Origin of the sequence: Kitasatospora sp. NPDC057500 (assembly GCF_042802195.1) — a bacterium.
In the GTDB taxonomy this organism is placed as follows: domain Bacteria; phylum Actinomycetota; class Actinomycetes; order Streptomycetales; family Streptomycetaceae; genus Kitasatospora.
The window spans coordinates 1-24,606 of sequence record NZ_JBHVER010000034.1 but is presented as its reverse complement, the minus strand read 5'-3'; the positions used below and the strand labels follow the sequence as shown (position 1 = coordinate 24,606).

At 76.3% G+C, this 24,606-nt stretch carries 12 protein-coding genes and 1 pseudogene; 10 read left to right on the top strand and 3 right to left on the bottom strand.

Features of this window, described 5'->3' with window-relative positions; genetic code table 11:
• Positions 1-394 precede the first annotated feature (394 nt).
• Both ACFU74_RS10535 and ACFU74_RS10530 read right to left on the bottom strand, forming a co-directional pair.
• Positions 395-877, bottom strand: a complete 483-nt coding sequence (locus ACFU74_RS10535) for a hypothetical protein (protein ID WP_380754809.1) — start codon at positions 875-877, stop codon at positions 395-397.
• A gap of 164 nt (positions 878-1,041) precedes the next feature.
• Complete coding sequence (locus ACFU74_RS10530; RefSeq protein ID WP_380754807.1) at positions 1,042-3,510, bottom strand: ABC transporter permease; 2,469 nt, start codon at positions 3,508-3,510, stop codon at positions 1,042-1,044.
• A gap of 437 nt (positions 3,511-3,947) precedes the next feature.
• On the opposite strand from ACFU74_RS10530, the pseudogene ACFU74_RS10525 reads away from it, so the two are divergent.
• The 8 genes and pseudogenes from ACFU74_RS10525 (at position 3,948) to ACFU74_RS10490 (ending at position 21,281) form a co-directional block, all read left to right on the top strand.
• A pseudogene (locus tag ACFU74_RS10525) lies at positions 3,948-7,230 on the top strand (amino acid adenylation domain-containing protein).
• Positions 7,227-12,881, top strand: coding sequence for an amino acid adenylation domain-containing protein (locus tag ACFU74_RS10520; protein WP_380754804.1), 5,655 nt, complete (start codon positions 7,227-7,229; stop codon positions 12,879-12,881). The pseudogene ACFU74_RS10525 and the gene ACFU74_RS10520 overlap by 4 nt, the downstream one beginning before the upstream one ends.
• Positions 12,878-14,401: a class I adenylate-forming enzyme family protein gene (locus ACFU74_RS10515; RefSeq protein ID WP_380754802.1), complete on the top strand. Its 1,524-nt coding sequence runs from the start codon at positions 12,878-12,880 to the stop codon at positions 14,399-14,401. The genes ACFU74_RS10520 and ACFU74_RS10515 overlap by 4 nt, the downstream gene beginning before the upstream one ends.
• A complete protein-coding gene (locus tag ACFU74_RS10510; RefSeq protein WP_380754801.1) occupies positions 14,398-17,412 on the top strand; it encodes an amino acid adenylation domain-containing protein in 3,015 nt (1,004 codons plus the stop codon). The genes ACFU74_RS10515 and ACFU74_RS10510 overlap by 4 nt, the downstream gene beginning before the upstream one ends.
• Positions 17,413-17,417: 5 nt before the next feature.
• Positions 17,418-17,657, top strand: a complete 240-nt coding sequence (locus tag ACFU74_RS10505) for an MbtH family protein (RefSeq protein WP_380754798.1) — start codon at positions 17,418-17,420, stop codon at positions 17,655-17,657.
• Positions 17,654-17,926 carry a phosphopantetheine-binding protein gene (locus tag ACFU74_RS10500; RefSeq protein ID WP_380754797.1) on the top strand — a complete coding sequence of 91 codons (273 nt, stop codon included), beginning with the start codon at positions 17,654-17,656 and terminating at the stop codon, positions 17,924-17,926. Before ACFU74_RS10505 ends, ACFU74_RS10500 begins: the two co-directional genes overlap by 4 nt.
• Positions 17,923-19,350 (top strand): condensation domain-containing protein, encoded by a 1,428-nt coding sequence (locus tag ACFU74_RS10495; RefSeq protein ID WP_380754794.1) that lies wholly within the window; start codon positions 17,923-17,925, stop codon positions 19,348-19,350. The genes ACFU74_RS10500 and ACFU74_RS10495 overlap by 4 nt, the downstream gene beginning before the upstream one ends.
• Positions 19,351-19,403: 53 nt before the next feature.
• Positions 19,404-21,281 (top strand): N,N-dimethylformamidase beta subunit family domain-containing protein, encoded by a 1,878-nt coding sequence (locus ACFU74_RS10490; RefSeq protein ID WP_380754892.1) that lies wholly within the window; start codon positions 19,404-19,406, stop codon positions 21,279-21,281.
• 136 nt (positions 21,282-21,417) lie between these two features.
• On the opposite strand, the gene ACFU74_RS10485 is transcribed toward ACFU74_RS10490, so the two are convergent.
• Positions 21,418-22,587: a GDSL-type esterase/lipase family protein gene (locus ACFU74_RS10485; protein ID WP_380754793.1), complete on the bottom strand. Its 1,170-nt coding sequence runs from the start codon at positions 22,585-22,587 to the stop codon at positions 21,418-21,420.
• Positions 22,588-22,975: 388 nt separating this feature from the next.
• Between ACFU74_RS10485 and ACFU74_RS10480 the strand changes: the two genes are divergently transcribed.
• Both ACFU74_RS10480 and ACFU74_RS10475 read left to right on the top strand, forming a co-directional pair.
• On the top strand, positions 22,976-23,989 hold the full coding sequence (locus ACFU74_RS10480; protein WP_380754790.1) for an RICIN domain-containing protein: 1,014 nt from the start codon (positions 22,976-22,978) through the stop codon (positions 23,987-23,989).
• A gap of 67 nt (positions 23,990-24,056) precedes the next feature.
• Positions 24,057-24,545, top strand: coding sequence for a MarR family winged helix-turn-helix transcriptional regulator (locus tag ACFU74_RS10475; protein ID WP_380754787.1), 489 nt, complete (start codon positions 24,057-24,059; stop codon positions 24,543-24,545).
• Positions 24,546-24,606 lie beyond the last annotated feature (61 nt).

The window sequence follows — 24,606 nt, the reverse complement described above, 5'->3', positions numbered from 1 at the left end:
CCATGGAGGTCCCTTCCGGTCCGGCTACCACGTTCGGTGGCGAAGGGCGGCTACCGATACACCTGCCCCGGCGGCGGCCCCGGCCACCCCGGGTAGGGCGGGGGCGGCTGAGGTAACGGAGGTGGCGGGGGCTGGTAGACGGGCGGATCGTTGCGGGTCGGAGTCTCCGAACCGCCATGACCATCAGGCCATGGCAAGCGGAGGATGAGGGCGGTGATGATCACCGTGACCAGAATGAGCAGGAGCCTGAGCGGCACTCGAAGCTTGTTCCTCAAGGTCCACTCCTACGCAGAGGGCGATTTGCGGACGCCCTCATGATGCCCTGGCGGGAATGCGCTCATCCATCCATCAACTCGCCGACTCATCAGGTGAGTTGCCTATTGCAGCACGGGTCTCACCGCCGGCCGCACCACCCCGCACCACTCCCGGACGAGCAGAGCCGACCCGATTCATCGGACAGCCGCCCGGCGGCGTGCGCGGCGATGCCGAGGTGCCGCAGCGCGTAGGACATGGTCAGCAGGTCGCTGGTGCGGGTGGCGAGGGCGAGCGTGTGCTTCAGTGGGGGGAGCGCGGCCACGGCGTCGTCCCGGACGACCTGGTGGAACGTTCCGGCCCAGAACAGCGCCTCGCCCTCGCCGCGCGTGTCACCGAGCCCCCGGTACAGCGCGGCGGCGCGCCCGAACAGCTCCAGCTCGCGCGGGTCCTCGACCCGGTCCGCCAGGAACCGGGCGGTCAGCAGCCGCCCACGGGCCGGCGCGAGGTCCGCCTCCACACCGTCCAGCCCCCGCTGCGCCGTCACCAGCCCACTGCCGTCCCCGCCGAACACGGCCTCCTCGTAGCGGATTTCGGCCTGCTCGATGCGCGTGTCCCTGGTCATGCGCCGATCCTGGGCCCGCCTCCGCCGCCCGACGAGCCCCGGCCCGACGGCGGGGGCGGTGCTGTGAGGGGCTGCACGCTGTTGACCCGGGGCGCGGGGTGCGGGCCCGGCGGTCGGGGGAGCCGCCCGGCCCGTCCTGTGGGCGGGCCGGGCCGGGGCGGTGCCTACGTGGTGCGCATGGCGGTGATGGCGGTCATGCGGGCGACGCGGCGGGCGGGGAGGACGGCGGCGGTGAGGCCGGTGAGGACGGTGAGGGTGAGGGCGGCGAGGACGGGGAGGACGGGTGGGCCGCCGAGGGTGCCGAGGGAGGCGGTGACGGAGCGGGCGGCGGCCCAGCCGTAGCCGATGCCGAGGGCGGTACCGAGCAGGGCGGTGGCGAGGGAGAGCAGTAGGGCCTCCAGGGTGAGCATGCGGCGCAGCTGGGTGCGGGACATGCCGATGGCGCGCAGCATGCCGATCTCGCGGGAGCGTTCGCTGATGCTGAGGACGAGCGCGGCGGCGACGCCGAGGCCGGCGATGACGACGGAGAAGCCGAGCAGGGCCATCGAGATCAGCATCATCCGGTCGAGCAGCGAGCGCAGCGTCTCGGCCTGGGCGGCGGTGTCGGTGATGGTGAGTCGCGGGTGGGCGGCGAGGGCGCGGTCCATGGTGCGGCGGGCGGTGGGGCGGTCGGTGCCGGGGGCGGGGGTGATCCAGAGGGTGGTGGTGGGGGCGCCGGGGGCGAGCCGGTCGAGGGTGGCGGGGGTGACCAGCAGGGTGGCGCCGCTCTGGAGGGTGAACGGGAGGGTGCTGCGGCCGGGTTCGACGCGCAGGGTGGTGGCGGGGTGGCCGCCGTCGAGGCCGCTGAGGGCGGCGCCGTCGGTCAGGGCGCGGGCGCGGTCGAGGTCGTCGGTGCCGGGGTTGAGCCGGGCGGGGTCGGCGGCGACGACGGTGTCGCGGCCGTCGATGCGGACGGTGGCGGAGCGCACCGGCGTGACGGACAGTTCACGCTCCCCGGTGAGCGCCGTGAGCGCTCCGGCGGGCACGGCGCCGCCGGTGGCGCTCGTCGCCGAGAACACGCCTGGCTGGCGGGCGGAGACCAGGGGCACCAGCGAGTTGGAGGTGATGTCCAGGGCGGTGACGGCACCGACCATCACGGTCACCCCGAGCAGCAGCGCGGAGCCGGTGGCGCCGGTGCGCAGCGGGTTGCGGCGCAGCTGTCGGGTGGCGAGGCGGCCGGCGGTGCCGCCGAGGCGGCGGGCCGGGGCGCCGAGCAGGGCGACGGCGGCGGGCAGCAGCCGGTGGGCGAGCCGCAGCACGCCGAAGAAGCTCGCGATGGCGCCGACGGTGACGGCGAGCAGGGACAGCGGCGGTGCGGCGAGCGTGCCGAGCGCGACCAGGGCGCCGCCGCCCACCAGCAGGAACACCGCCCACACGGTGGCCCGCAGCCGTGCGCCCGAGCCGGCCGTCGGCCCGTGCGCGCCGCCGTCGAGCGCGGCGATCGGCGGGACGGCGGAGGCGGCTCTGGCGGGTCCGCGGACGGCGAGCAGGGTGAGCAGGACGCCGAACAGCGCGGCGAGCGCGCAGACCAGCGGTGAGGGGGTGAGTGAGAGGTGGACCGGACCGAGGTCGGCGGTGGCGGCGACGGCCTGGGCGGCGGCGCAGACGCCGAGGCCGAGCAGCACCCCGGCGGTGGAGGCGCCCGCGCCGAGCAGCAGGCCCTGGCGGCGGATCATCCGGCGGACCTGGGCCCGGTCGGCGCCGACGCAGCGCAGCAGTGCCAGCCGGCGGGTGCGCTGGGCGAGCACGACGGTGAAGGTGTTGCCGACGACCATCCGGGCGACCGCGAGCGCGATCAGCACGAAGGAGAGCGCGGCGACCAGCACCACGCCGTACAGGGTGCCGCTCTGCCGGGTGGCCTCGCGCACGGAGGCCTCGCGGGTGTGCACCTCGGGGGCGGTGCCGGTGGCTCCGAGCGCCTCGCGCAGCGCGTCGACGGCGCGGGTGGCGGAGGTGCCGGGGGAGAGCCGGACGTCGAACCGCTCCGGTACGGAGCCGGCGGCGTACCGGGCGGCGGCGCTCTCGGGTACGCCGATGACGGGGTGTCCGGCCAGGCTGGGTGCGCCGCGGCCGTCGAGCGTGCCGGTGAGCCGGGCGGTGGCGGGGGTGCCGTCGTCCCGGGTGAGCCGGACGTCCGCGCCGGGGCGCACGCCGAGGCGCCGCGCGGTGTCGGCGTCGAGCAGCACCTCGCCCGGTCCGGCGGGCCACCGCCCGGACTTGAGCAGCTGCCAGCGCAGGGCGGGGTCGGCGGCGACGGAGCTGACGACGGCGTCGGCGTCGAGCGGGCGGCCGTCGGCGGTCAGCAGCGTGCCGCGGCCGGTGAGGCGCGGGGCGAGTGCGGCGACCCCGGGCACCTGGCGGGCGCGGTCGGCGGTGGCGGCGTCGAGTGCGCCGCCGCCGGCCGGGCGGGTGATCTGGACGTCCCCGGGGCCGACCTCGGCGGCGGCGCTCTGGCCGAAGGAGTCGACGAGGGCGCCGCTGCCGCTGACCGAGGCGATCAGGAAGGCCACGCCGAGGGCGATGGCGGCTCCGCTGAGGACGAGCTGGCGCAGCTGCCCGCGGAGTTCGGCGAGGGTGTGGCGGTAGGTGGTCATCGTTCCCGGTCCGTCGTCGGGTGGCCGGCGTCCGGCCCGTCGTCGCTGGTCACCGGGGCTGTGTCCGGTGATCGACTTCGAGCGTAGGAGGCCGGTCGGGTCCGTCCGGTCGGCGCGAGGTCGTGTTCATGCTCAGACCAGGGTCGGAACGCGGCGGCGTGCTCCTCCTCCTCGGGAAGTACGTCGACCCCGACCGATCCGGTTGCCCCGGGGCGTCCCCACTCGTCCCATTGGTCACCGTGGTCCCACCGGTGAAGCTGGTCCAGACCATTGACGCTCCCTGTGGCGGCTACCTAGCATGATCGCGCCGCGGCGGCCATACGGGGGCCCGCCGCCGATCAGCCGAGCGCGCTACTCCCTCCCACCCCACGGGGCGTGCGGCCGGACCGTGTCCGAGAACCGTCCGCCCCGCCGTGAGGCGAGTGCCGAGGAGTGTCATGCCCACGACCGCCCAGGAGTCCGTCCACGAGCCGGGCCGGACCGCCGAGCCCGCGCCGCCCACCGCCCTCACCGTCGGCCAGGAACGGCTCTGGTTCCTCGACCAGCTCGACCCGGGCGACCCCTCCTACAACATCCCGCTGGTGCTGCGCCTCACCGGCGAGCCGTCGACGCCGTCGCTGCGCGCCGCCCTCGACGGCGTGGTGGCCCGGCACGAGGCGCTGCGCACCCGCTTCCCCGCCGAGGACGGCCGGCCCGCCGCCGTCGTCGACGAACCGGCGCCCGTCCCGCTCGACCTCGCCGACCTGCGCGGACGGTCCGAGGCAGAGGTGGCCGCCGCCCTCGCCGAACGCGTCAACCGCGGCTTCGACCTCGCCGCCGGACCGCTGCTGCGCGCCGCCCTGCTGCGCACCGGCGAGCACGAGCACGTGCTCTGCCTGGTGCTGCACCACATCGTCGCCGACGGCTGGAGCCTCGGCCTGCTGCGCACCGAACTCGCCGAGCGCTACGCCGCCCACCGCGCAGACGGCCGGCAGCCCGAACTGCCCGCCCCGCCCTCCTACGCGGCCCACGCCGCCGCCGAACGCGCCTGGCTCGCCGGTCCCGAGGCCGCCGACGCGCTCGCCCACTGGCGCGAACGGCTCGCCGGCGCACCCGCCCTCGACCTGCCGCTGGACCGGCCCCGGCCCGCCGAACCGGGCAGCGCGGGCGCCTTCCACACCCGGATCCTGCGCGGCCTCGGCCCCGAACTCGACGCCTTCGCCCGCGCCCGCCGGCTCACCCCGTTCATGGTGCTGGCCGCCGCCTACCAGGCCCTGCTGCACCGCTGCACCGGGCAGGACGACTTCTGCGTCGGCGTGCCCACCGCCGCCCGCACCACCGTCGACAGCGAACGCACCGTCGGCTACTTCTCCTCCGCCCTGGTGATGCGCGCCGACCTGGCCGGCGCTCCCACCTTCGACACCCTGCTGCGCCGGGTGCGCACCGACTGGCTCGGCGCGCTCGGCCACGGCCGGGTGCCGTTCGAGCAGCTCGCCGAGGACCTGCGCCCCGACCGCGACCCCGGGCGCACCCCGCTCTTCCAGACCCTGCTCACCGTGCACACCCAGAGCGGCGGAGCCCTCGGCGAGCACGCCTTCGCCGACCTGCGCTGCACCGAGATCGACGGCGGCCACACCGCCGCCAAGTTCGAACTCGCCCTGGACGTCCGCCCGGACGGCGACGACCTGCACGCCGTCTTCGGCTACCGCACCGACCTGCTGGACGAGTCGTGGACCGTCCGGCTCGGCCGCCGCTTCGACACCCTGCTGCGCGCCGCCCTCGCCGCCCCGGACACCCCGGTCCACCTGCTGCCGCTGCTCGACGCGGAGGAACTCGCCGACGCGGCGGCCGGGGGGGGCCGGGCCCGCACTGCCGCCGCACCCGGCCACCGTGCTCGACGCGATCGACCTGGCGGCCGCCGAGCAGCCGGACGCGCTCGCCGTCGAGGGCCGGGACGCGCGCCTCACCCGGGCCGCGCTCGCCGCCGCCTCGGGCGCGCTGGCCGGGCGACTGGCGGCCGCCGGCGTGCGGCGCGGCGACCTGGTGGCCTTCTGCCTGCCGCGCGGGCCGCACGCCGTGGTCGCCATGCTCGCCGCCTGGCGGGCCGGCGCCGGCTACCTGCCGCTGGACCCGGAGTACCCGGCCGCCCGGCTCGCCTTCATGCTGGCCGACAGCGGTGCCACCGCGCTGGTCACGGCCGACGGCGCGCCCGTCGACGGACTGCCGGCCGACGTGCCGGTGCTCGCGGTCACCGAGGGAACGGTCACCGAGGGAACGGTCACCGGGAGAGCGGTCGCCGGGGGAGCGGACGCCCCGCCCGCCGGCGCCGCCGCAGGACCGGACGACCCCGCGTACGTCGTCTACACCTCCGGCTCCACCGGCACGCCCAAGGGCGTGCTCGTCCCGCACCGCGCGCTCGCCGCCCGGGTCGCCTGGATGCGCGAGGGCTACCGCCTCACCGCCGCCGACCGCGTCCTGCAGTACGCCTCGCTCTCCTTCGACACCTGCGCCGAGGAGGTGTTCCCGGCCCTCGCCGCCGGCGCCGCACTGGTCGTCGCGGAGGCGGGCGCCGCACTGCCCGACCAGCTCGCCGAGCCCACCGCCGCCGGTCTCACCGTGCTCGACCTGCCCACCCCGTACTGGCACCAGCTGGTCGCCGACCTCGACGCCACGCCCTGGCCGACGAGCCTGCGGCTGCTCATCCTCGGTGCCGACCAGGTCCGCCCGGAGGCCGTCGCCGCCTGGCGCGCCCGGTTCGGCGACACCGTCCGGCTGGTCAACTCCTACGGGCCGACCGAGACCACCGTCATCGCCACCACCGCCGAGCTCGGCGCCGCCGACACCGCCCGGCGCCCGCCGATCGGCCGGCCCATCGGCGGCACCACCGTCGCCGTGCTCGACCGCCACGGCCGGCCCGTGCCGCCCGGCACCCCCGGCGAGCTGGTCGTCGGCGGTGCCGGTGTCACCGACGGCTACCTCGGCCGTCCCGGCGCCACCGCCCGCGCCTTCGTGCCCGACCCGGACGGCCCGCCCGGCGCCCGCCGCTACCGCACCGGCGACCTGGTGCGCCGACGCGGTGACGGCGCGCTGGAGTTCCTCGGCCGGATCGACACCCAGGTGAAGGTGCGCGGCTACCGGGTCGAACCCGGCGAGGTCGAGTCCGCGCTGCTCGCCCAGCCCGGCGTCGGCCAGGCCGCCGTCCTCGCCCGCGCGGACCGGCTGCTCGGCTACGTCGTGCCCTCGGGACCGACCGCGCCCGACCCCGCCGACCTGCGCGCCGCGCTCGCCGCCACCCTGCCCGCCCACCTCGTCCCCAACGCCGTCCTCGTCCTCGACGCGCTGCCGCTCACACCCAACGGCAAGCTCGACCACCGCGCGCTGCCCGACCCCGACACCCGACCCGAGCTGCGCGCCGCCTACCTCGCCCCGCGCACCGAGGCCGAGGAGCTGGTCGCCGAGGTCTGGCAGGAGGTCCTCGGCCTCGACCGGGTCGGCGTCCACGACGACTTCTTCGACCTCGGCGGCCACTCCCTGCTCGCCACCCGGGTCGTCGCCCGCATCCGCGCCACGGCCGACCTCGCCGTGCCGCTGCGCACCCTCTTCACCCACCGCACGGTGGCCGCCTTCGCCGACGCCGTCGAAGCCGCCCTGGTCGCCGAACTCGACGCGCTGTCCGACGCCGACGCCGAGGAACTGCTCGCCGCGCAGGACGCCCTGGAAGGGACCGCAACGCCGTCATGAGCACCGAAACCGCCCCCACGCCCACTCCTTCCGGGCCCGCCGCCGGCTCTGCCGCCGAGTCCTCCGCCGCCTCCTCCGCCGCCTCCTCCGTCGCCTCCGCAGCCTCCTCCCCCGCCGGGCTCACCGCCGCCAAGCGCGAACTGCTCAGCCGCCGCCTCCGCAGCCGCACCGCCCCCCGGCAGACCATCGCCCGCCGCGCCGCCGACGCGCCCGTGCCGCTCTCCTACGCCCAGGAACGGCTCTGGTTCATGGAGCAGTTCGCCCCCGGCACCGCCGCCTACAACATCCCGGTGGTGCGCCGGCTGCGCGGCCCGCTCGACGTCCCCGCCCTGCGCCGCGCCCTGGACGCCTCCCTCGCCCGGCACGAGACCCTGCGCTCGCGCTACCCCGCCACCGACGACGGCCGCCCGCTGCTGGTCATCGACCCGCCGGGACCCGCCGACCTCACCCTCGCCGACGCCGCCGACCCCGCGCACGCCGAACGGCTGGTCGACGAGGCCGCCGCCGTCCCCTTCGACCTGGAGCGCGGCCCGCTGCTGCGCGCCCACCTGCTGCGGCTCGCCGCCGACGACCACGTGCTGCTGCTCGTCGTCCACCACAGCGTCAGCGACGGCTGGTCCAGCGAGGTGCTGCTCGGCGAGGTCCTGCGCGGCTACGCCGCGTACACCGCAGGCCGCCCCGACCCGCTGCCCGAACTCGCCGTCCAGTACGGCGACTTCGCCATCTGGCAGCGCGAGCGGCTGAGCGGCGACCGGCTGGCCGCCGAGGTCGCCCACTGGGCCCGCGAACTGGCCGGCGTCGAACCCCTCGAACTCGCCTGCGCCGCCCCGCGCCCGCCGCGCCAGACCTTCGACGGCGCCGGCTACGGCTTCGAGGTCGACCGCACGCTGCTCGACCGGCTGACCGAACTCGGCAAGCGCCACGACGCCACCGTCTACATGGTGCTGCTAGCCGCCTTCCAGGCCCTGCTGGCCCGGTTCAGCGGCCAGCGCGACTTCGCCGTCGGCTCGCCCATCGCCGGCCGCCCCGAGCCCGAACTCGAAGCGCTGGTAGGCATGTTCGTCAACGTGCTGGCGCTGCCCGCCCGACTGGAGGGCGACCCCTCCTTCACCGACCTGCTGCGCCGCACCCGGGACACCTGCCTGGAGGCGTACGCCCACCAGGAACTGCCGTTCGCCCAGCTGGTCACCGAGCTCAAGGTGACCCGTGATGTCAGCCGCCCGCCGGTCTTCCAGGCCGTCCTCGCCGTGCAGAACTACGCCGTCCAGCGCGAGGGCGCCGACTCGGGTGAACTGCCCATCGCCGTGGAGCCGTTCGGCGTGCGCGCCAGCGGCACCCGGTTCGACCTCGAACTCTTCCTCCAGGAGTGGCCGCAGGGGCTGCTCGGCTCCTTCAACTACAACACCGACCTCTTCGCCGAGGCCGACATCGCCCGCCTCGCCGAGCACCTGGGCCGGCTGCTGACCGCGGTCGCCGACCGCCCGGACGCCCCGCTGTCCGCCCTCGACGACCTCCCCGAGGCCGAACGGGCCTTCGAGGTCGAGCGGTTCAACGCCACCGCGAACCCCCGCCCGGCCGCCACCCTGACCGCGCTGGTCGCCGAGCAGATCGCCCGCACCCCCGACGCCGTCGCCGTCGCCTTCGAGGACGGTGCGACCATGACGTACCGTCAACTGGACGCCGCCGCCGACCGGATCGCCGTCCGGCTGGCCGCCGAGGGCGTCGGCCCCGGCAGCCTGGTCGCGATCAGCGCCGAACGCTCGCCCGAACTCGTCGCCGGCCTGCTCGGCGTGCTGCGCACCGGCGCCGGCTACACCCCGCTGGAACCCGACTACCCCGCCGAACGGCTCGCCTTCCTGCTCGCCGACAGCGGCGCGCCCGTCCTGCTCACCCAGCGCCGGCTGCCCATCCCGGACGGCTGCACCGCCCGCGTCCTGCTCCTCGACGACCCCGGCGAGTGGCCCAAGGTCCGCGCCCGCACCCCGCTGCCCGCCGGGCCCACCCCCGACGACACCGCCTACCTGATCTACACCTCCGGCTCCACCGGCCGCCCCAAGGGCGTGCCCAACACCCACCGGGCCATCGCCAACCGCCTCCAGTGGATGCAGGACACCTACCGGATCGGCCCGGAGGACCGCGTCCTGCAGAAGACCCCGGCCGGATTCGACGTCTCCGTCTGGGAGTTCTTCTGGCCGCTGATCACCGGCGCCCGGATCGTCCTCGCCAGGCCCGGCGGCCAGAAGGACGCCGGCTACCTGCGCGACCTCATGGTGCGCGCCGGCGTCACCGTCGCCCACTTCGTGCCCGCCATGCTCACCGTCTTCCTCGCCGAGGACGGCGTCGAACGCTGCACCACCCTGCGCCGCGTGGTGTGCAGCGGCGAGGCCCTGCCGCCGGACACCGCGCGGGAGTTCACCACCCGCCTGCCCGGCTGCGCGCTCGCCAACCTGTACGGGCCCACCGAGGCCGCCGTCGACGTCTCCTCCTGGGAGTGCGAAGGCCCGCTGCGGACCGTCCCGATCGGCCTGCCGATCGACAACACCCGCCTGTACGTGCTGGATCCGTCGATGCGGCCGGTCCCGCCCGGCGCCCCCGGCGAACTCCACATCGGCGGCACCGCCGTCGCCCTCGGCTACCACCGCCGCCCCGGCCTCACCGCCGCCCGGTTCGTCCCCGACCCCTACGGCCCGCCCGGCGCCCGGCTCTACCGCACCGGCGACCTCGCCCGCCGCCGCCCCGACGGCACCCTCGAACACCTCGGCCGGATCGACCAGCAGGTCAAGATCCGCGGCCTGCGGATCGAACCCGGCGAGACCGAGGCCGCCCTGCGCGCCCAGCCCGGCATCGCCGATGCCGCCGTCGTCGTCCGCGAGGACCGGCCCGGCGACAAGCGGCTCACCGGCTACCTCGTCCCCGCCCCCGGCGCCGACGAGCCCGACCCGGCCGCGCTGCGCGCCACCCTCAAGCGCACCCTGCCCGACCACCAGGTCCCCGCCGCCTTCGCCGTCCTGCCCGCCCTGCCGCTCACCCCCAACGGCAAGCTCGACCGCCGCGCCCTGCCCGCCCCGCAGGTCCGCCGGGACGCCGGCGCCGCCAAGCCGGCCACCGAGGCCGAGCGGGTGCTCGCCGAGATCTGGGCCGAGGTGCTCGGCCTGCCCGAGGTCGGCACCGACGAGGACTTCTTCGACCTCGGCGGCCACTCGCTGCTCGCCACCCAGGTCGTCGCCAAGGCCCGCAAGCGGCTCACCGAGGCCGGCGCCCGCCCGGTCAGCGTGATGGACCTCTTCACCTGCCGCACCGTCCACGACCTCGCCGCCCTCGCCACGCTCGACGAGCAGGACCGCGGCCCGCGCCGCCTGCTGCACCGGCTCACCCGGCCCGTCCCGGCCGACCGCCGCCGGCTCACCCTGGTCTGCGTCCCCTACGGCGGCGGCAGCGCCGTCGTCTACCAGCCGGTCGCCGACCTGCTGCCCGCCGACACCGAACTGTGGGCCGTCGCGATCCCCGGCCACGACATCGGCGTCACCGAACAGCACCTGGCCTTCGACGAGTTGGCCGAACAGCTGGCCGCCGAGGTGCGCGAGCGGGTCGACGGCCCGGTCGTCGTCTACGGCCACTGCGGCGTCGGCACCGCCCTCGCCGTCGCCACCGCCCGGCTGCTGGAGGCCTCCGGCCGGGAGCTCGAAGCCGTCTACGCCGGCGCCCAGTTCCCGTTCGCCAAGCCGCGCAGCAAGGTGTTCACCGCGCTCAGCGGCATCGCCGCCCTGGAACCGCTGCTCGGTGACCGGGTCTACCTCAACTGGCTCACCGGCATGGGCGTCGACACCTCCGAACTCGACCAGGAGCAGATCCGGTTCATCGTCGGCAACATGCGCCAGGACTCCAAGGCCGCCGAGGCGTACTTCACCCGGGCCATCGAGGAGGTCTCCGCCGGCGCGCCCCGGCTGCGCGCCCCGCTGGTCTCGCTGGTCGGCGACCACGACCCGGCCGCCGACTTCTACCAGGAGCGGTACCGCGAATGGCTGCTGCTCGCCGAGCGCTCCGCCGTCGCGGTGCTCGACCAGGGCGGGCACTTCTTCGTCAAGTACCGCGCGGCGGAGGTCGTCGAGGCCGTCACCACCGTGCACCGCGCCGTCCTCGACGGGCGGACCGAAACCCTGCCGGCGCGCGGCCCGGACAGCTCCTGGTGGTTCCACGGCGAGACCGGCCCGCCTGCTCCCACCGAGGAGGAGACGGCGGCGGAGCCCGCGGCGGACGAGGGGCCGCAGCCCAGCATGGGCCGCTTCCTGGCCGTCGCCGCCGGGCAGCTGGCCTCCATCACCGGCTCGGCGCTCACCGAGTTCGCGCTGCCGATCTGGATCCTGCTGGAGACCGGGTCGATGACCCGCTACGCGCTCTACGCCGTCATCGCGATGCTGCCCGGCATCGTCGTCGGCCCGGTGGCCGGCGCCCTGGTCGACCGGCTGGACCGGCGCAAGGTGATGCTCGCCGGGGACGTCGCCGCCGGAGCCACCCAGGCCGCCATGCTGGCGCTGCTGCTGGCCGGGCAACTGCACTCCTGGCAGGTCTACGTACTGCTCGGCGTGCTCTCCGTCGCGCTCACCTTCCAACGCCTCGCCTACGCCTCCGCGGTGCCCCAGATCGTCCCCAAGCAGTACCTCGGCCACGCCAACGGCGTCGTCCAACTCGCCTTCGGAGCAGCCCAGTTCGTCGTCCCGCTGGTCGCGGTCGCGCTGCTCGCCGGGATCGGCCTGCGCGGCATCCTGATCATCGACGTGGTCAGCTACACCATCGCCGTCGGCATCCTGCTCGCGGTGCGCTTCCCGCGCACCCTGCCGTGGACCAGGCGCGAACCGCTGGTCGAGGAGATCAAGCAGGGCTTCGGCTACTCCTGGCGCCAGCGCGGCTTCCGCTCCATGCTGCTCTGGTTCGCCGGCCTGAACGTCTTCCTCTCCCCGCTGTTCCTGCTCACCACCCCGATGGTGCTCGCCTTCTCCGATCTGGACGGCGCCGCCCGGGTCGCCGTCGCCGGCGGCGCCGGGGCGCTGCTCGGCGGCATCGCGATGGGCTTCTGGGGCGGACCGCGCCGCCACCGGCTGCGCGGCATGCTCGGCCTGGCCGCCGTCCTCGCCCTGGCCGGCGCCGCCACCGGCCTGCACGCCGGGCTCTGGGTGATCGCCGCCGGCGCGTTCGGGATGTCCTTCGCGCTCTCCCTGGTCAACGGCGTCTACTCGACGATCGTCCAGGTCAAGGTGCCGCAGCGGTTCCACGGCCGGGTGTTCGCGCTGAACACCCTGGTCGCCTGGTCCACCCTGCCGCTCGGCCACGGCGTGATCGCCCCGCTCGGCTCGGCCGTCTTCGGCCCGCTGATGGAGCCGGACGGCGCGCTCGCCCCCGTCTTCGGGCCGCTGATCGGCACCGGGCCCGGGCGCGGCATCGCCCTGATGTACGTGCTGTTCGGGCTGGCCATGCTGGTGCTGGTCGCCGTCGGACTGCGGCTGCCCTCGCTCGCCCGCTTCGACCGGGAGGTGCCGGACGCCGAGCCGGACGACCTGGTCGGCCTGCGCGAGCGCGCCCGGGCCGCCGCCGCCCGCAGGTCCGCGGACGCCGTCAAGGGCACCACCGCGGACGCCGCCCGGGAGGCCGTGTGAACCGCGCCGCCCCCTCCGGCCTGCCCGCGCTGCTCGCCCACCGGGCCGCCGCCCACCCCGAGCGGACCGCCGTCGTCAACGGCGCCGACCGGCTCTCCTTCGGCGCCTGGCAGGCCCGTTCCGGCGCCCTCGCCGTGGCCCTGCGCGCCGCCGGACTGCGCACCGGCGACCGGGTCGCCCTGCGCCACGGCACCGCCGACTGGGCGGCCTACGCCGTCGCCCACCTCGCGGTGCTGCGGGCCGGCGGCGTCGCCGTCCCGCTCTCCGACCGGCTCGCCCCTGCCGTCACCGCCCACGCCCTCGCCGACTCCGGCGCGGCGCTCCTGCTGCACACCGGCGAGGCCCCGGACGCCGCCGGCGTGCGCACGCTCACCGAGGCCGACGCGGCCGGCCACCCCGCCGAGCCGGACCTGCCGCCCGTGGACCCCGGCGCACCCGCCCAGATCCTCTACACCTCCGGTACCACCGGCACCCCCAAGGGCGTCACCGCCACCCACGCCAACCTGGCGTACGGCTGTACCCTGGACGAGCGCCGCCGCCCGCTGCGGCACTCGCAGACCTTCCTGCACGCCTTCCCGGTCGGCACCAACGCCGGGCAGACCATGCTGGTCAACGCGCTCAACGCGCACGCCACCTGCGTCGCCGCCCCGCAGTTCACCCCGCTGCGGTTCGTCCGGCTGATCGCCGAACACGGCGTCGGCAGCGTCTTCCTGGTGCCCGCCATGGCCATCGAACTGCTCGCCTCCGCGGCCCTGGCCAAGGCCGACGTGAGCGGCGTCCGGCTGGTCGGCTCCACGGCCGCCGCGCTGCCCCAGCCGGTCGCGCTGGCGCTCAGCCGGGCCTTCCCTCGGGCCCAGATCACCAACTACTACACCTCCACCGAGGCCGCCCCCGCCCAGATCACCCTGCTGTTCGACCCCGAGCACCCCGACTCGCCCGGCCGGCCCGCCTCGCTCGCCGACCTGCGGATCACCGACGCCGAGGGCCGCCCGCTGCCGGCCGGCGAGCCGGGCGAGCTGTGGCTGCGCTCGCCCACCGCGCCGCGCGGCTACCTCGGCGAGCGGGACCGGGCGACCTTCCAGGGCGCCTGGGTGCGCATGGGCGACCTCGGGCGGATCGACGCCGACGGCTTCCTGCACCTGCTCGACCGGGAGAAGGACGTCGTCAAGTCCGGAGCCCACAAGGTCTCCACGCTCCAGGTCGAGAACGCCCTGCACGCCCACCCGCTGATCGCCGACGCCGCCGCGTTCGGCGTCCCGCACCCCGTGCTCGGCTCCGTGGTCGCCGCCGTGCTGGTGGCCGCGCCCGGCGCCGAGCCGCCGAGCGCCGCCGAACTGCGGACCTTCCTGCTCGGCCACCTCGCCGCGCACGAACTGCCGGCCACCGTGCTCTACCGCGAGACGCTGCCGCGCAACGAGGGCGGCAAGGTGCTCAAGCGCGAACTGCGCGGCCTGGTGGCCCAGGACGCGCCACCCACGGCCGGCCAGACCCTCCCCACCACCAGCGAGGCCACCCGATGACCACCGCCCTCAACCCCGCCCAGCACGGCATCTGGCTCACCGAGCAGACCCTCGACGCCGGCGCCGCCTACCACCTGGCCGTCACCGTCGAGTTCACCGGGCCGCTCGACGCCGCCGCTCTCACCGAGTCCTGCGCCCGGGTGGTCCGGCACCACCCCGTGCTGGCCGGCCGGATCGACCCCGACGGCCCCGGGGTACGGCCCGGTCCCGCGCCCGGCCTGCGGACCGTCGAGTGCCCGGACGAGGACCTCGGCAAGCTGCTCGCCGACGAGAGCGCCGCCCGCTTCGACCTGGCGGCCGGGCCGCTCGCCCGGTTCACCCTCTACCGGACCGGCGCCGAGCGGCACGTCCTGCTGGTCACCGCCCACCACCTGGCCTTCGACGGCGAGTCCAAGGACCGGCTGGTCGCCGACCTCGCCGCCGCCCACCGGGGCGAGGCGCTCGCCCCGGTGGGCGGGGCGGCGGCGAGCGGCGGGCCGTCCGCCGCGGCCACCGCCTACTGGGACGGGCGGTGGCGCGAGCCGGGTCCGCCGGTCCTGCCCGGGCTGCGGACCGTCGCCGACCCGGGCGCCGCCCCCGGCACCCTGCCCGGACCCGGGGCCTGCGTCGGGTTCCGGCTCGACGGCGACCGGCACGCCGCGCTGGTCGCGACCGCCGAGCGGCTGGGCGTCACCCGCTTCGAACTGCTCACCGCCGCCTGGCACGCGCTGCTGCTGCGGTACGGAAACCTGGCGCCGGCCACGGCCGTCGAGCTCTCCGTGCGCCGTCCCGGGGAGCCGGTCGCCGTCGGACTGGCCGTCAACGAACTCCCGCTGTTCACCGCGCCGTCGGCGGAGGAGTCGTTCGCCGCACTCGCGCTCGCGGTGCGTGCCGGGCTTCGGGGCCTGTACCCGTACCGGGACGTCCCGCTCGGGCAGGCCGTGCGCGGCCTCACCCCGCGCACGGCGCTCACCCCGCTCTCCGTCAGCTACCGCCGCCGCCCCTCCGGCACGCCGGAGCCCGACTTCGGCCCCGGCCTCGCCGCCGCCGTCCGCTGGATCGGCTTCGCGGGCACCGCCCGCAACCTCGTCCACCTCCAACTCGTCGACGCCGACGGTTCGCTGGACGTCAGCCTGCAGTACCGGACGGAGGCCTTCGGGCCCGGCGCCCCCGAGCGGATCGCCGCTCACCTCGCCGCCCTGCTGGACGGCGCCCTCGCCGACCCCGCCACCCCGGTCGGCCGCCTGCCGCTGCTCGGCGCCGACGAGCGGGACGCCCAACTCGCCGCACCCGCACCGGAACCCGGCCTCGCCGAGGCGACCGTCCCCGCGCTGTTCGCCGCCCGCGCGGCCGCCGCCCCGGAAGCCGTCGCGCTGGTCGCCGACGGTGTCGAGTACCGCTACCGGGAGTTGGCCCGGCTGGTCGCCGACGCCGCCGCCGCGCTCACCCGGCGCGGCGCCGGGCCCGGCACCCTGGTCGGCATCGCCCTGCCGCGAGGGCGGGACCAACTCGTCGCCGTGCTCGGGGTGCTGGCGGCCGGTGCGGCCTATCTGCCGCTCGACCCGGAGTACCCCGCCGACCGGCTCGCCTTCCTGCGCGCCGACTCCGGCCTCGCGCTGCGGATCACCCGCGAGCCGTCCGCGCCGGGCGACCTCGCGCCGGGCGACCTCGTGGGCTCCTCGGCCGCCGCCGACCTGCCCGCCGGGCCCTCGCCGGACCACCCCGCGTACGTGCTCTACACCTCCGGCTCCACCGGCACCCCCAAGGGCGTCGAGGTGCCGCACGGAGCGCTCGCCAACCTGCTCGGCAGCCTGCGCGACCTCCTCGGCGCCCGCCCCGAGGACCGCTGGCTCGGCCTGACCTCGCTCTCCTTCGACATCTCCACCGTCGAACTGCTGCTGCCGCTGATCACCGGCGGCCGCGTCGTCCTCGCCCCCGAGGGCGCCCACCGGGACGGGCCCGCGCTGCTCGGCCTCGTCGCGAGCGAGGGGGTCAGCCACGTCCAGGCCACGCCCAGCGGCTGGCGGGTGCTGCTGGACGCGGGCCTGGCGTCGTCCGGTCGCGGCCTGACCGCGCTCACCGGCGGCGAGGCCCTGCCCGCCCCGCTCGCCGCCGCCCTCGCCGCCGCCACCGCCCGGCTGGTCAACGTCTACGGCCCCACCGAGACCACCGTCTGGTCCACCCTCGCCGAACCCGCCGCCCCCGAAGGCCGGGTGAGCATCGGCGAACCGCTCGCCAACACCCGCGCCTACGTGCTCGACGAGCACCTCCAGCCGGTGCCGTACGGGCTCCCCGGCGAGCTGTACCTCGGCGGCGCGGGCGTCGCGCACGGCTACCGGGGCCGCCCCGGGCTGACCGCCCGGCGCTTCCTGCCCGACCCGTACGGGCCGCCCGGCTCCCGCCTCTACCGCACCGGCGACCTGGTGCGACGGCAGCCCGGCGGCGGACTGGAGTTCGTCGGCCGCGCCGACACCCAGGTCAAGCTGCGCGGCCACCGGATCGAACTCGGCGAGATCGAGGCCCGGTTGGCCGATCACCCCGCCGTCGCCCAGGCCGCCACCACGCTGTCCGGCGCCGACGGGGACCGCCGCCTCGCCGCCTACGTCGTCCCCGCCGGTCCGGGCGCGCCCACGGCCGAGGAACTGCGCGCGCACCTCGCCGCCACCCTCCCCGCCGCCGTCCTGCCGGGCAGCTACACCGTCCTGGACGCCTTCCCGCTCACGCCCAACGGCAAGCTGGACCGGGCGGCCCTGCCCGAACCGGCCGTCGAGCGGGCCGAGGCGGAGCCGGAGCCCACCGGACTCGACGGGACCACCACCGCCGTCCTCGCCATCTGGCGCGAGGTGCTGCGGCTGGACGACCTCGGCCCCGACGAGGACTTCTTCGACCTCGGCGGCCACTCGCTGCTGATCACCGCGATCGCCGCCAGGATCCGCCAACAGCTCGGCGTAGCCGTCCCGTTGGACGTCTTCTTCGACACCCCCACCGCCCGCGGCGTCGCCGCCGCCGTGTCCGACCTGCGTCAGGAGTGAACCCCGTGAGCAACGCCGTGAGCAACCCCGCGAGCGCCGAGGCCCCGTACCTGGTGGTCGTCAACGACGAGGAGCAGCACGCCCTCTGGCCCGCCGCCGCCCCGCTTCCCGGCGGCTGGCGCGCGGAGGGGTTCGCCGGCACCGAGGAGGAGTGCGGCGAGCACGTCGACCGCGTCTGGCCGGACATCCGCCCGCTCAGCCTGCGCCGCCGCCTCGCCGAGCAGGCGGACGGGAGCGCCCGATGACCACCTCCGTCGACCCCGCCGACCTCGCCCCCGTTCGCGGCCGTCTCGCCGAGCTGGTCTGCGCCGCCACCGACGGGCAGCTCTCCGTCGCCGAACTCCTCGCCTCCGAGGAGTCGTTGACGGCCCTCGGCGTCTCCTCGCTCGCCCTGCTGCGGCTCGCCGACAGCCTGGAGGAGGAGTTCGAGGTGCTGATCGACCTCGGCGACCCCGCCCTGCACGCCGCCGGCCTGACCGCCCTCGCCGCCCGACTGCACGAGCACGCCGGATGAACGGAGCGACCACCGCCGTACGCCCCGGCCTCACCGTCCCCTTCACGGGCACCCGGTCCGGGCGGGCCCCGCTCACCTGGGGCCAGCGCGCCATCTGGCACGCCATCGGCCGCACCGCGCCCAACGACCACTACTTCAACCTCGGCCGGATCCTCCCGCTCGCCGACCGCGGCGCGCCCGTCGACGGGCCCCGGCTCGCGGACGCCGTCGCCGCGCTGGTCGCCCGGCACGAGGCGCTGCGCACCCGGCTCGCCTTCGGGGCGGACGGCGAACCCGGCCAACTCCTCTTCGCGGACGGGGAGACCGTCGTCGAGGTGCGGGAGGAGCCCGACCCCGACCGGGCCGGCGAGGCCGCCGAGGAACTGCTGGCCGACCTCACCGGGCGGCGCTTCGACTACGCGGGGGAGTGGCCCGTCCGGTTCGGCGCCGTGCGGTGCGGCGGGCGGATCACCCACGCCGTGTTCGCCCTGTGCCACCTCGCCTCGGACGGGCACGGCGCCGAGGTGCTGGTCCGCGACCTCCGGCTGCTGGTCCGCCGGGGTTCGGCGGGCCGGCCCGCCGCCGTCACCCCGTACGACCTCGCGCACCAGCAGGACGGCCCGGCCGGGCGCCGCCGGGGCGCGGCGGCGCTCGCCCGCTGGGAGGCCGACCTGCGGCGGATGCCGCCGACGATGTTCGCCGACCGGGTCGCCGAGCCGCGTTCGCCTCGCTTCTGGACCGGCCGGCTGGTGTCGGCGGCGCTGCCCCGGGCGGTGGACGCGCTCGCGGCCGTCCACCGGGTCAGCGGCTCCACCGTGCTGCTCGCCGCCAGTGCGGCCCTGGTCGCCGCCGACCGGGGCCACCCGGCGGCGGCCGTGATGCCGATCGCCGGGAACCGGACCGCGACCGACCACCGCGACCTGGTCAGCACGCTCTCCCAGGACGCCCTGGTCGTCCTCGACCTGCCCGAGGACCTCGACGGCGGCGCCGTCTTCACCGACCTGCTGCCGACCGCCTGGCGGGCCGCCCTGGCCGGCTACCGGGCGGCCGCCTACGACCCGGTGGAATGGGACGCACTGCTCGCCCGGATCGCCGGCGAGCGCGGTACCGAGGTGCATCCGTACTGCTGCTTCAACGACATGCGGCTCGTCGAACGCCCGCTGTCCGCCACGGAGTCGCCGACCGCCGAGGAGCTGGACGGACTCCGCCGAAGCACCGTGCTGGACTTCCCGGCCACCCAGGAGCTGGTCGCCTGCCGGTACTGCCTCCACCTCACCGGCGACGACTCCGCGCTCACCGTCACCCTCACCGCCGACACCGCCTACCTGCCGCCGGCGGCGATCCACGCCCATCTGCGGGCGATCGAGGAACTGGTGGTCGCCTCCGCCGCCGGCGCCCCGCCCCGGCTCGCGTCGCTGCCCGGCCTGCTGGAACGGCTCTCGTGAAGGCGGCCGACCTCGTGCCGCGTCCGCTGGCGAGTGCCGGGGCGACCTCCTGCGTGCAGGGCGGTCGGCTGGGCTTCCGGCTCGGCGGCCGGGGCGTCGAGGGCCGTCCGCTGCGCGGCCGGGTCGTCGTCACCGACGAGGTGAGCGGAGAGGTGCGGCTGAAGGCGGCCCTCTCCGACGTCACCGACTGGGACCTCGACGTCCCCGCGCACTGGCCGAGTTCGCTCTACCGGGCGAGCTTCCACGACGAGCGCCCCGAGCAGCCCGCGCCCGAGCGCGACGCCGAGCACGAGGTCTGGTTCGTCGTGCGCGCCGCCCGTCCCGGGGTCGGCTCCGGCACTCTCGTCTCGATCCCGTTCGCCACCTGGCGCGCCTACCACCGGGCCGGCCAGCCCGGCCGGGGCCTCTACTACGCCGAGCAGCCCGGCCGCGCCGCCCGCGTCCGGCTCGACGCCCCCGGCGGCGGGCCGCCGCCCGAGCGCTGGGAGGCGCCGCTGCTGCGCTGGCTGCCCCGGGCCGGGTACCCCGTCGAGTACTGCTCCGGATTCGACCTGGACGACCGCTCCTTCGCCGAATCCCTGTCCCGCTACCGGTTGCTGGTGGTCAACGGGCACGACGAGTACTGGTCCGCCGGCATGCGCGACAGCGTGGAGGAGTTCGCCCGCCGGGGCGGCAACCTGGCGTTCTTCGCGGCCAACACGGCCTGGTGGCAGATCCGGATCGAGGACGGGCCGGACGGCGGCCGCTCGATGGTGTGCCACCGTGACGCCGCCGCCGACCCGGTCACCGCCACCGACCCGCGCCGGACCACCGTCGAGTGGTCCAGCTCCCCGGTGGACCGGCCGGAGAACGCGATGACCGGCGTCAGCTTCCGCAACGGCGCCGGCGCCTGGGGCGACGGCATGGCCGTCATCGGCCGCGAGTCCTACACCGTCCGGTTCGCCGAGCACTGGGTCTTCGAGGGCACCGGGCTCGCCGACGGCGACGCGTTCGCGCGGGGCTCGCTCGGCTACGAGACCGACGCCGCCGAACTCGACTGGACCGCCGGCGTGCCCCGCGCCACCGGCCGGGACGGCACACCGCGCTCCTTCGCCGTGCTCGCCACCGCCGACCTCCGGCACTGGCGCCGCTACGGGCAGGGCGGCTGGGCGACCATGGGCGTGTTCCGGCTCGGCGCCGGTACCGTCTTCAACGCCGCCACCATCAACTGGGGCCGGGCGCTGGGTGATCCGGTGGTCGACCGGATCACCCGCAATGTGCTGGACCGCCTCGGCGGCGCCGGGCCCGTGCCGGGCCGGCACGTCGTCGGCCGGGCGGACGGCGTCCGGGCGCTCGCCGCCTGCGAGGGGCTGCTGTTCGCGGTGGCAGCCGACGGCACCACCCTGCTGCACCGGGAACCGTCGGACCAGAACCTCCCGTGGACGCCGTGTCCGCCGACGCCCGGCCCGGCCCCGCGGATCCGCTGCCTCACCGCCCCGCGCGAGGCCGCCGGTCCGATCCCGCTCGCCCTGCTCGCCGTCACCGAGGACGACCGCCTCCTCGTCCGCGACCCCGTCCCCGGCCCGGCCCCCTGGACCCCGGTCGGCAGTGCCCCGCCCGGCACGGCCGCCCTCGCGATGTGCGACGGCACCCTGTTCGCCGTCACCCCGCACGACGACACCCTCCACCACCGCCCCGCCACCGACCCCGACGCCCCCTGGCACCCCCTCTGCCCCGCCGCCGGCGCCACCACCCTCGCGGTCCTGGGCGGCCGCCTCCACGCCACCACCCCCACCGGCCTCACCACCCGCCCCCCGACCACCACCCCCCACCCCTCCTTCACCCCCACCACCCCCTTCCCCCCGACCACCGCCCTCACCTCCCACACCGGCCACCTCCTGACCACCACCCCCGCCGGCCACCTCCTCAGCCACCCCACCCCCGCGCACTGAGGCGGCGGGAGCGGGAAGTCGGGCGGGCCGACTTCCCGCTCCGGAGGGCGGCGGGTTCTGTGGACCGGGGGTCAGCGCTCCAGCGCGCCGGCAGGACTTCGCCTCCTGGCCCCGGACGATGCGGGCGGGCCGGAGTTCAGCCGGTCGGCCGGGTACGCGAGCGGGCGCGGAACGGGCCGCCGTCGGAGAAGGCGTGGGCGGCGAAGCGTTCGCCCATCCGGCGGTACGCGGCGGCAGAGGGGTGCAGGCCGTCGGGAAGGTCGTCCACATCGGCCGGCCCGAGCAGTTCGCGTCCGTCGAGGTGGTGCAGGTTCGGATCGTGTGCCTGCCGGACCGCCACGATCCTTGCCAGCTCGTCACGGACCACCTGGAGCGACAACGCCCCACCGGCCAGGTCGGCCGGGTCGCCCAGCGCCGTGATCCGCCCGTCCCGGTCCACGCCGGTCGGGCCGGGGCGCGCTTCGAGCGCCGGGCAGCTCACCGGGGAGATCACCAGCAGCGGGGTGTCCGGGTGGCCGTCCCGGATCGTGTCCAGGTACCCGTGCACCGCCGGGCCGAACGTCCGCAGCCGGAAGGCCGCGCGGGCCACGATGTTGATGCCCGTCTTGAGGCTGATCAGGTCGGCGGGCAGGTCGCGGATCGTCCGGGCGACGTAGGGATCCAGCATGTCGTTGCCCGGCTGGCTGAGGTTGGTCACCTCCGCGCCCCCGAGCGCCGCCGCCACCACGGGCCAGGTGCCGGTGGGGCCGTCGGCTTCGAGGCAGTGGCTGATGGAGCTTCCGTGGTGCACCCAGCGGGGCCGGCCGTCGGAGGGCAGGGGGGCCAGGACCTCACCGTCGGCACGGAGCGCCACCAGCTCCGTGGGGGTCTGCTGCGGCAGCCACAGCTCGATGTTCTTCATGCCGGCCGGCAGCCCGGCGAAACGCGCCGTTCCCGGCTTACCCGGTATCAGCTGCTGCTCGGCCCCGGGGCTGGCCATCCGCACCACATGACCCAGCGGCGCCCGTCGGCGCCCGGCGAGAGCACCGTCCACCATCAGTTCCAGCAACCCGGTCGGCCGGGGCCCGGGGTCGCCGTCGAGCTGCCCCGTGGAGGTGAGGACCTCGAACTCGACCACCCGCGCATCGGTGCGGAACACCAGCCGCACCCCCGAAGGCATCAGCGTTCCCCCGTAGACCGACGGGTCCTGGTACTGCTCCTTGGTCCACGCCGGCAGTCGGCGCGGCATCACCCCCGCCGGCGTCCTCTCCAGGTCCAACGCACCCCGGACCTCCACCGGCCCGCCCACCAGCGGGTACTCCCGCATCGCCACCGTCACCACACCCCTCGGCTCGGGCCCGTCCGGCCGGTCGGGTGCCCAGCCGGAGCCGTCAGGCCTCTTCCGAAACCCTAGTACTCCGGCAGGACTTCGAGGTTCTGCCTGATCGGAGGGCTGCGCGGGGGTGTCGGCGGACCGGTGTCCTCCGGGGGCGGTCGTCCCGGGCGCCGGGCGGTCGACCGCCCCCGTGACGGCGTCCGCCCGGCGCATGGGTCCGGACGATTCCGGACGGCGAGGCGCGGCGCCAGGGAGTCGGACCGTCCCGGACGGCCGGGGAGCCGTCCTGCCAGGTCGGGCGGGGTGTCCGGGACACGCGGGTCGGTTCGGCCGGACGTGCACTTGCCGGGCAGGGCGGGGCTCGGGGAGGATCTGGCGCATGCGGGACCAGGACCGGGACGGGTCACAGGGGAGGGATCCCGGGCAGGGAGGGGCGAAGCCCCAGGATGCCCGGGACGCGGGGGAGTTCGCGGCGCTGCTGCGTGGGCTGAAGGAGCGGTCGGGGCTGTCCTTCCGGCAGTTGGAGGAACGGGCGGCCGAGCGTGGCGAGGTGCTGCCGCGCAGTACGGTGGCCGATCTGCTGCGGCGTGACGCGCTGCCGAGGCCGGAGGTCCTGCTGGCCTTCCTGCACGCCTGCGGGGCGGACGCCGACACCGACGCCTGGCTCGCGGCGCGGCACCGGATCGCGGCGGAGCCGGACAAGGAGCCGGACAGGGAGCCGGACAGGGAATCGCGCAAGGAATCGCGCACGGAACCGGAGAGGGAGCCGGGCGGGGAACCGGAGGCGGTGCCCGCGCGGCGGCCCCGTGCCCGGCTGTTGGGCCTCGCCGCCGTCGCGGCGGCCGCCCTGCTCGGTGCCGGCGGCTACCTGCTGGCGAACTCGGGCGGGGACGGGGACGAGGCCGAGCGGGGCGCGCCGCCGTCCGGCACCTACCGGATCCGCTCGGACGACTCGGGCCTCTGCTTCTCCGAGCGCGAGGACGAGGGCGCGGGCCACGTCTTCCAGGCCGACTGCGCCGAGGCCGTCCCGGTGTACTCCCTGGAGCCGCTGGACGGCGGGGTGTTCCGACTGCGGTCGCTGCACCCGGTGTTCGGCTACGGCTGCCTGGGGGTGGAGAACGGCAGCACCCGGCCGGCCGCTCCGGCGGGGGACGACTACTGCGGCCGGCGCGGCACCTCGGAGCGCTTCCGACTGGAGGCCGTCGCGGGCGGCGGCTTCCGGATCGTGCCGCAGCACAGCGGCGCCTGCCTGACGGTGTCGGGCGGATCCGCCACCACAGCGCGTACGCCGGTGGTCCAACTCGCCTGTGATCCGGCCGAGTCCGGCCAGGTGTTCCGCTTCGACGCGGTGCCGTCGCCGTCGGGCATCCCGGACATCACCACCAATCCGTAGCCCGTGCGGGGCGCTGACCAGGGCCGCTCCGGTACGGTGTGAGCCGTCGAGAGGAGGGGCGGAGCGGATGTCCACAGCAACCGGGGGCGGTCTGAGCGCCGACGAGGCGGTCCGCGCGATGCTGCTGTTCATGCCGAGGGTGGCGGCACGGCTCAAGCGCACGCCGGTGCCCGAGCGGCTCCGGTCGGCGAACCTGGCGCCCCGGCACCTGTCGATGCTCTCCTACCTGGTGTTCGACGGGCCGATGCCGGTCAAGCAGCTGGCAGCGCGCCTCCAGGTGGCGCCGACCACGGTGAGCCTGATGGTGAGCGACCTCAGCCGGCAGGGCGTGGTGGAGCGCAAGTCGGACCCGGCGGACCGCCGTCGCACCATCGTCACGATCACCGAGGAGCCCGAGACCAGGGCGGCCATCGAAGGCTGGCTGGCCAATGGCGCGACCGCCTGGCGCAGCGCCTTCGAGCCGCTCGCGCCCGAGGACCGCGCGCTGTTCGTCCGCACCATCGAGGCCTACGAACAGGGCGCCTCCGGCCCCGCCCGTCCGCAGGACCAGGACTGAGCGGGCGCCGGGCCCCGAGGGACGCCGTTCCACGGCGGTCCCGGACCGCCCCCACAACCTG

Coding starts and splice junctions, on each gene's coding strand:
- ACFU74_RS10510 (WP_380754801.1), top strand. CDS start 14,398: ATGACCACCGCCCTCAACCCCGCCCAGCACGGCATCTGGCTCACCGAG.
- ACFU74_RS10535 (WP_380754809.1), bottom strand. CDS start 877: ATGACCAGGGACACGCGCATCGAGCAGGCCGAAATCCGCTACGAGGAG.
- ACFU74_RS10480 (WP_380754790.1), top strand. CDS start 22,976: ATGCGGGACCAGGACCGGGACGGGTCACAGGGGAGGGATCCCGGGCAG.
- ACFU74_RS10530 (WP_380754807.1), bottom strand. CDS start 3,510: ATGACCACCTACCGCCACACCCTCGCCGAACTCCGCGGGCAGCTGCGC.
- ACFU74_RS10495 (WP_380754794.1), top strand. CDS start 17,923: ATGAACGGAGCGACCACCGCCGTACGCCCCGGCCTCACCGTCCCCTTC.
- ACFU74_RS10485 (WP_380754793.1), bottom strand. CDS start 22,587: ATGCGGGAGTACCCGCTGGTGGGCGGGCCGGTGGAGGTCCGGGGTGCG.
- ACFU74_RS10520 (WP_380754804.1), top strand. CDS start 7,227: ATGAGCACCGAAACCGCCCCCACGCCCACTCCTTCCGGGCCCGCCGCC.
- ACFU74_RS10500 (WP_380754797.1), top strand. CDS start 17,654: ATGACCACCTCCGTCGACCCCGCCGACCTCGCCCCCGTTCGCGGCCGT.
- ACFU74_RS10475 (WP_380754787.1), top strand. CDS start 24,057: ATGTCCACAGCAACCGGGGGCGGTCTGAGCGCCGACGAGGCGGTCCGC.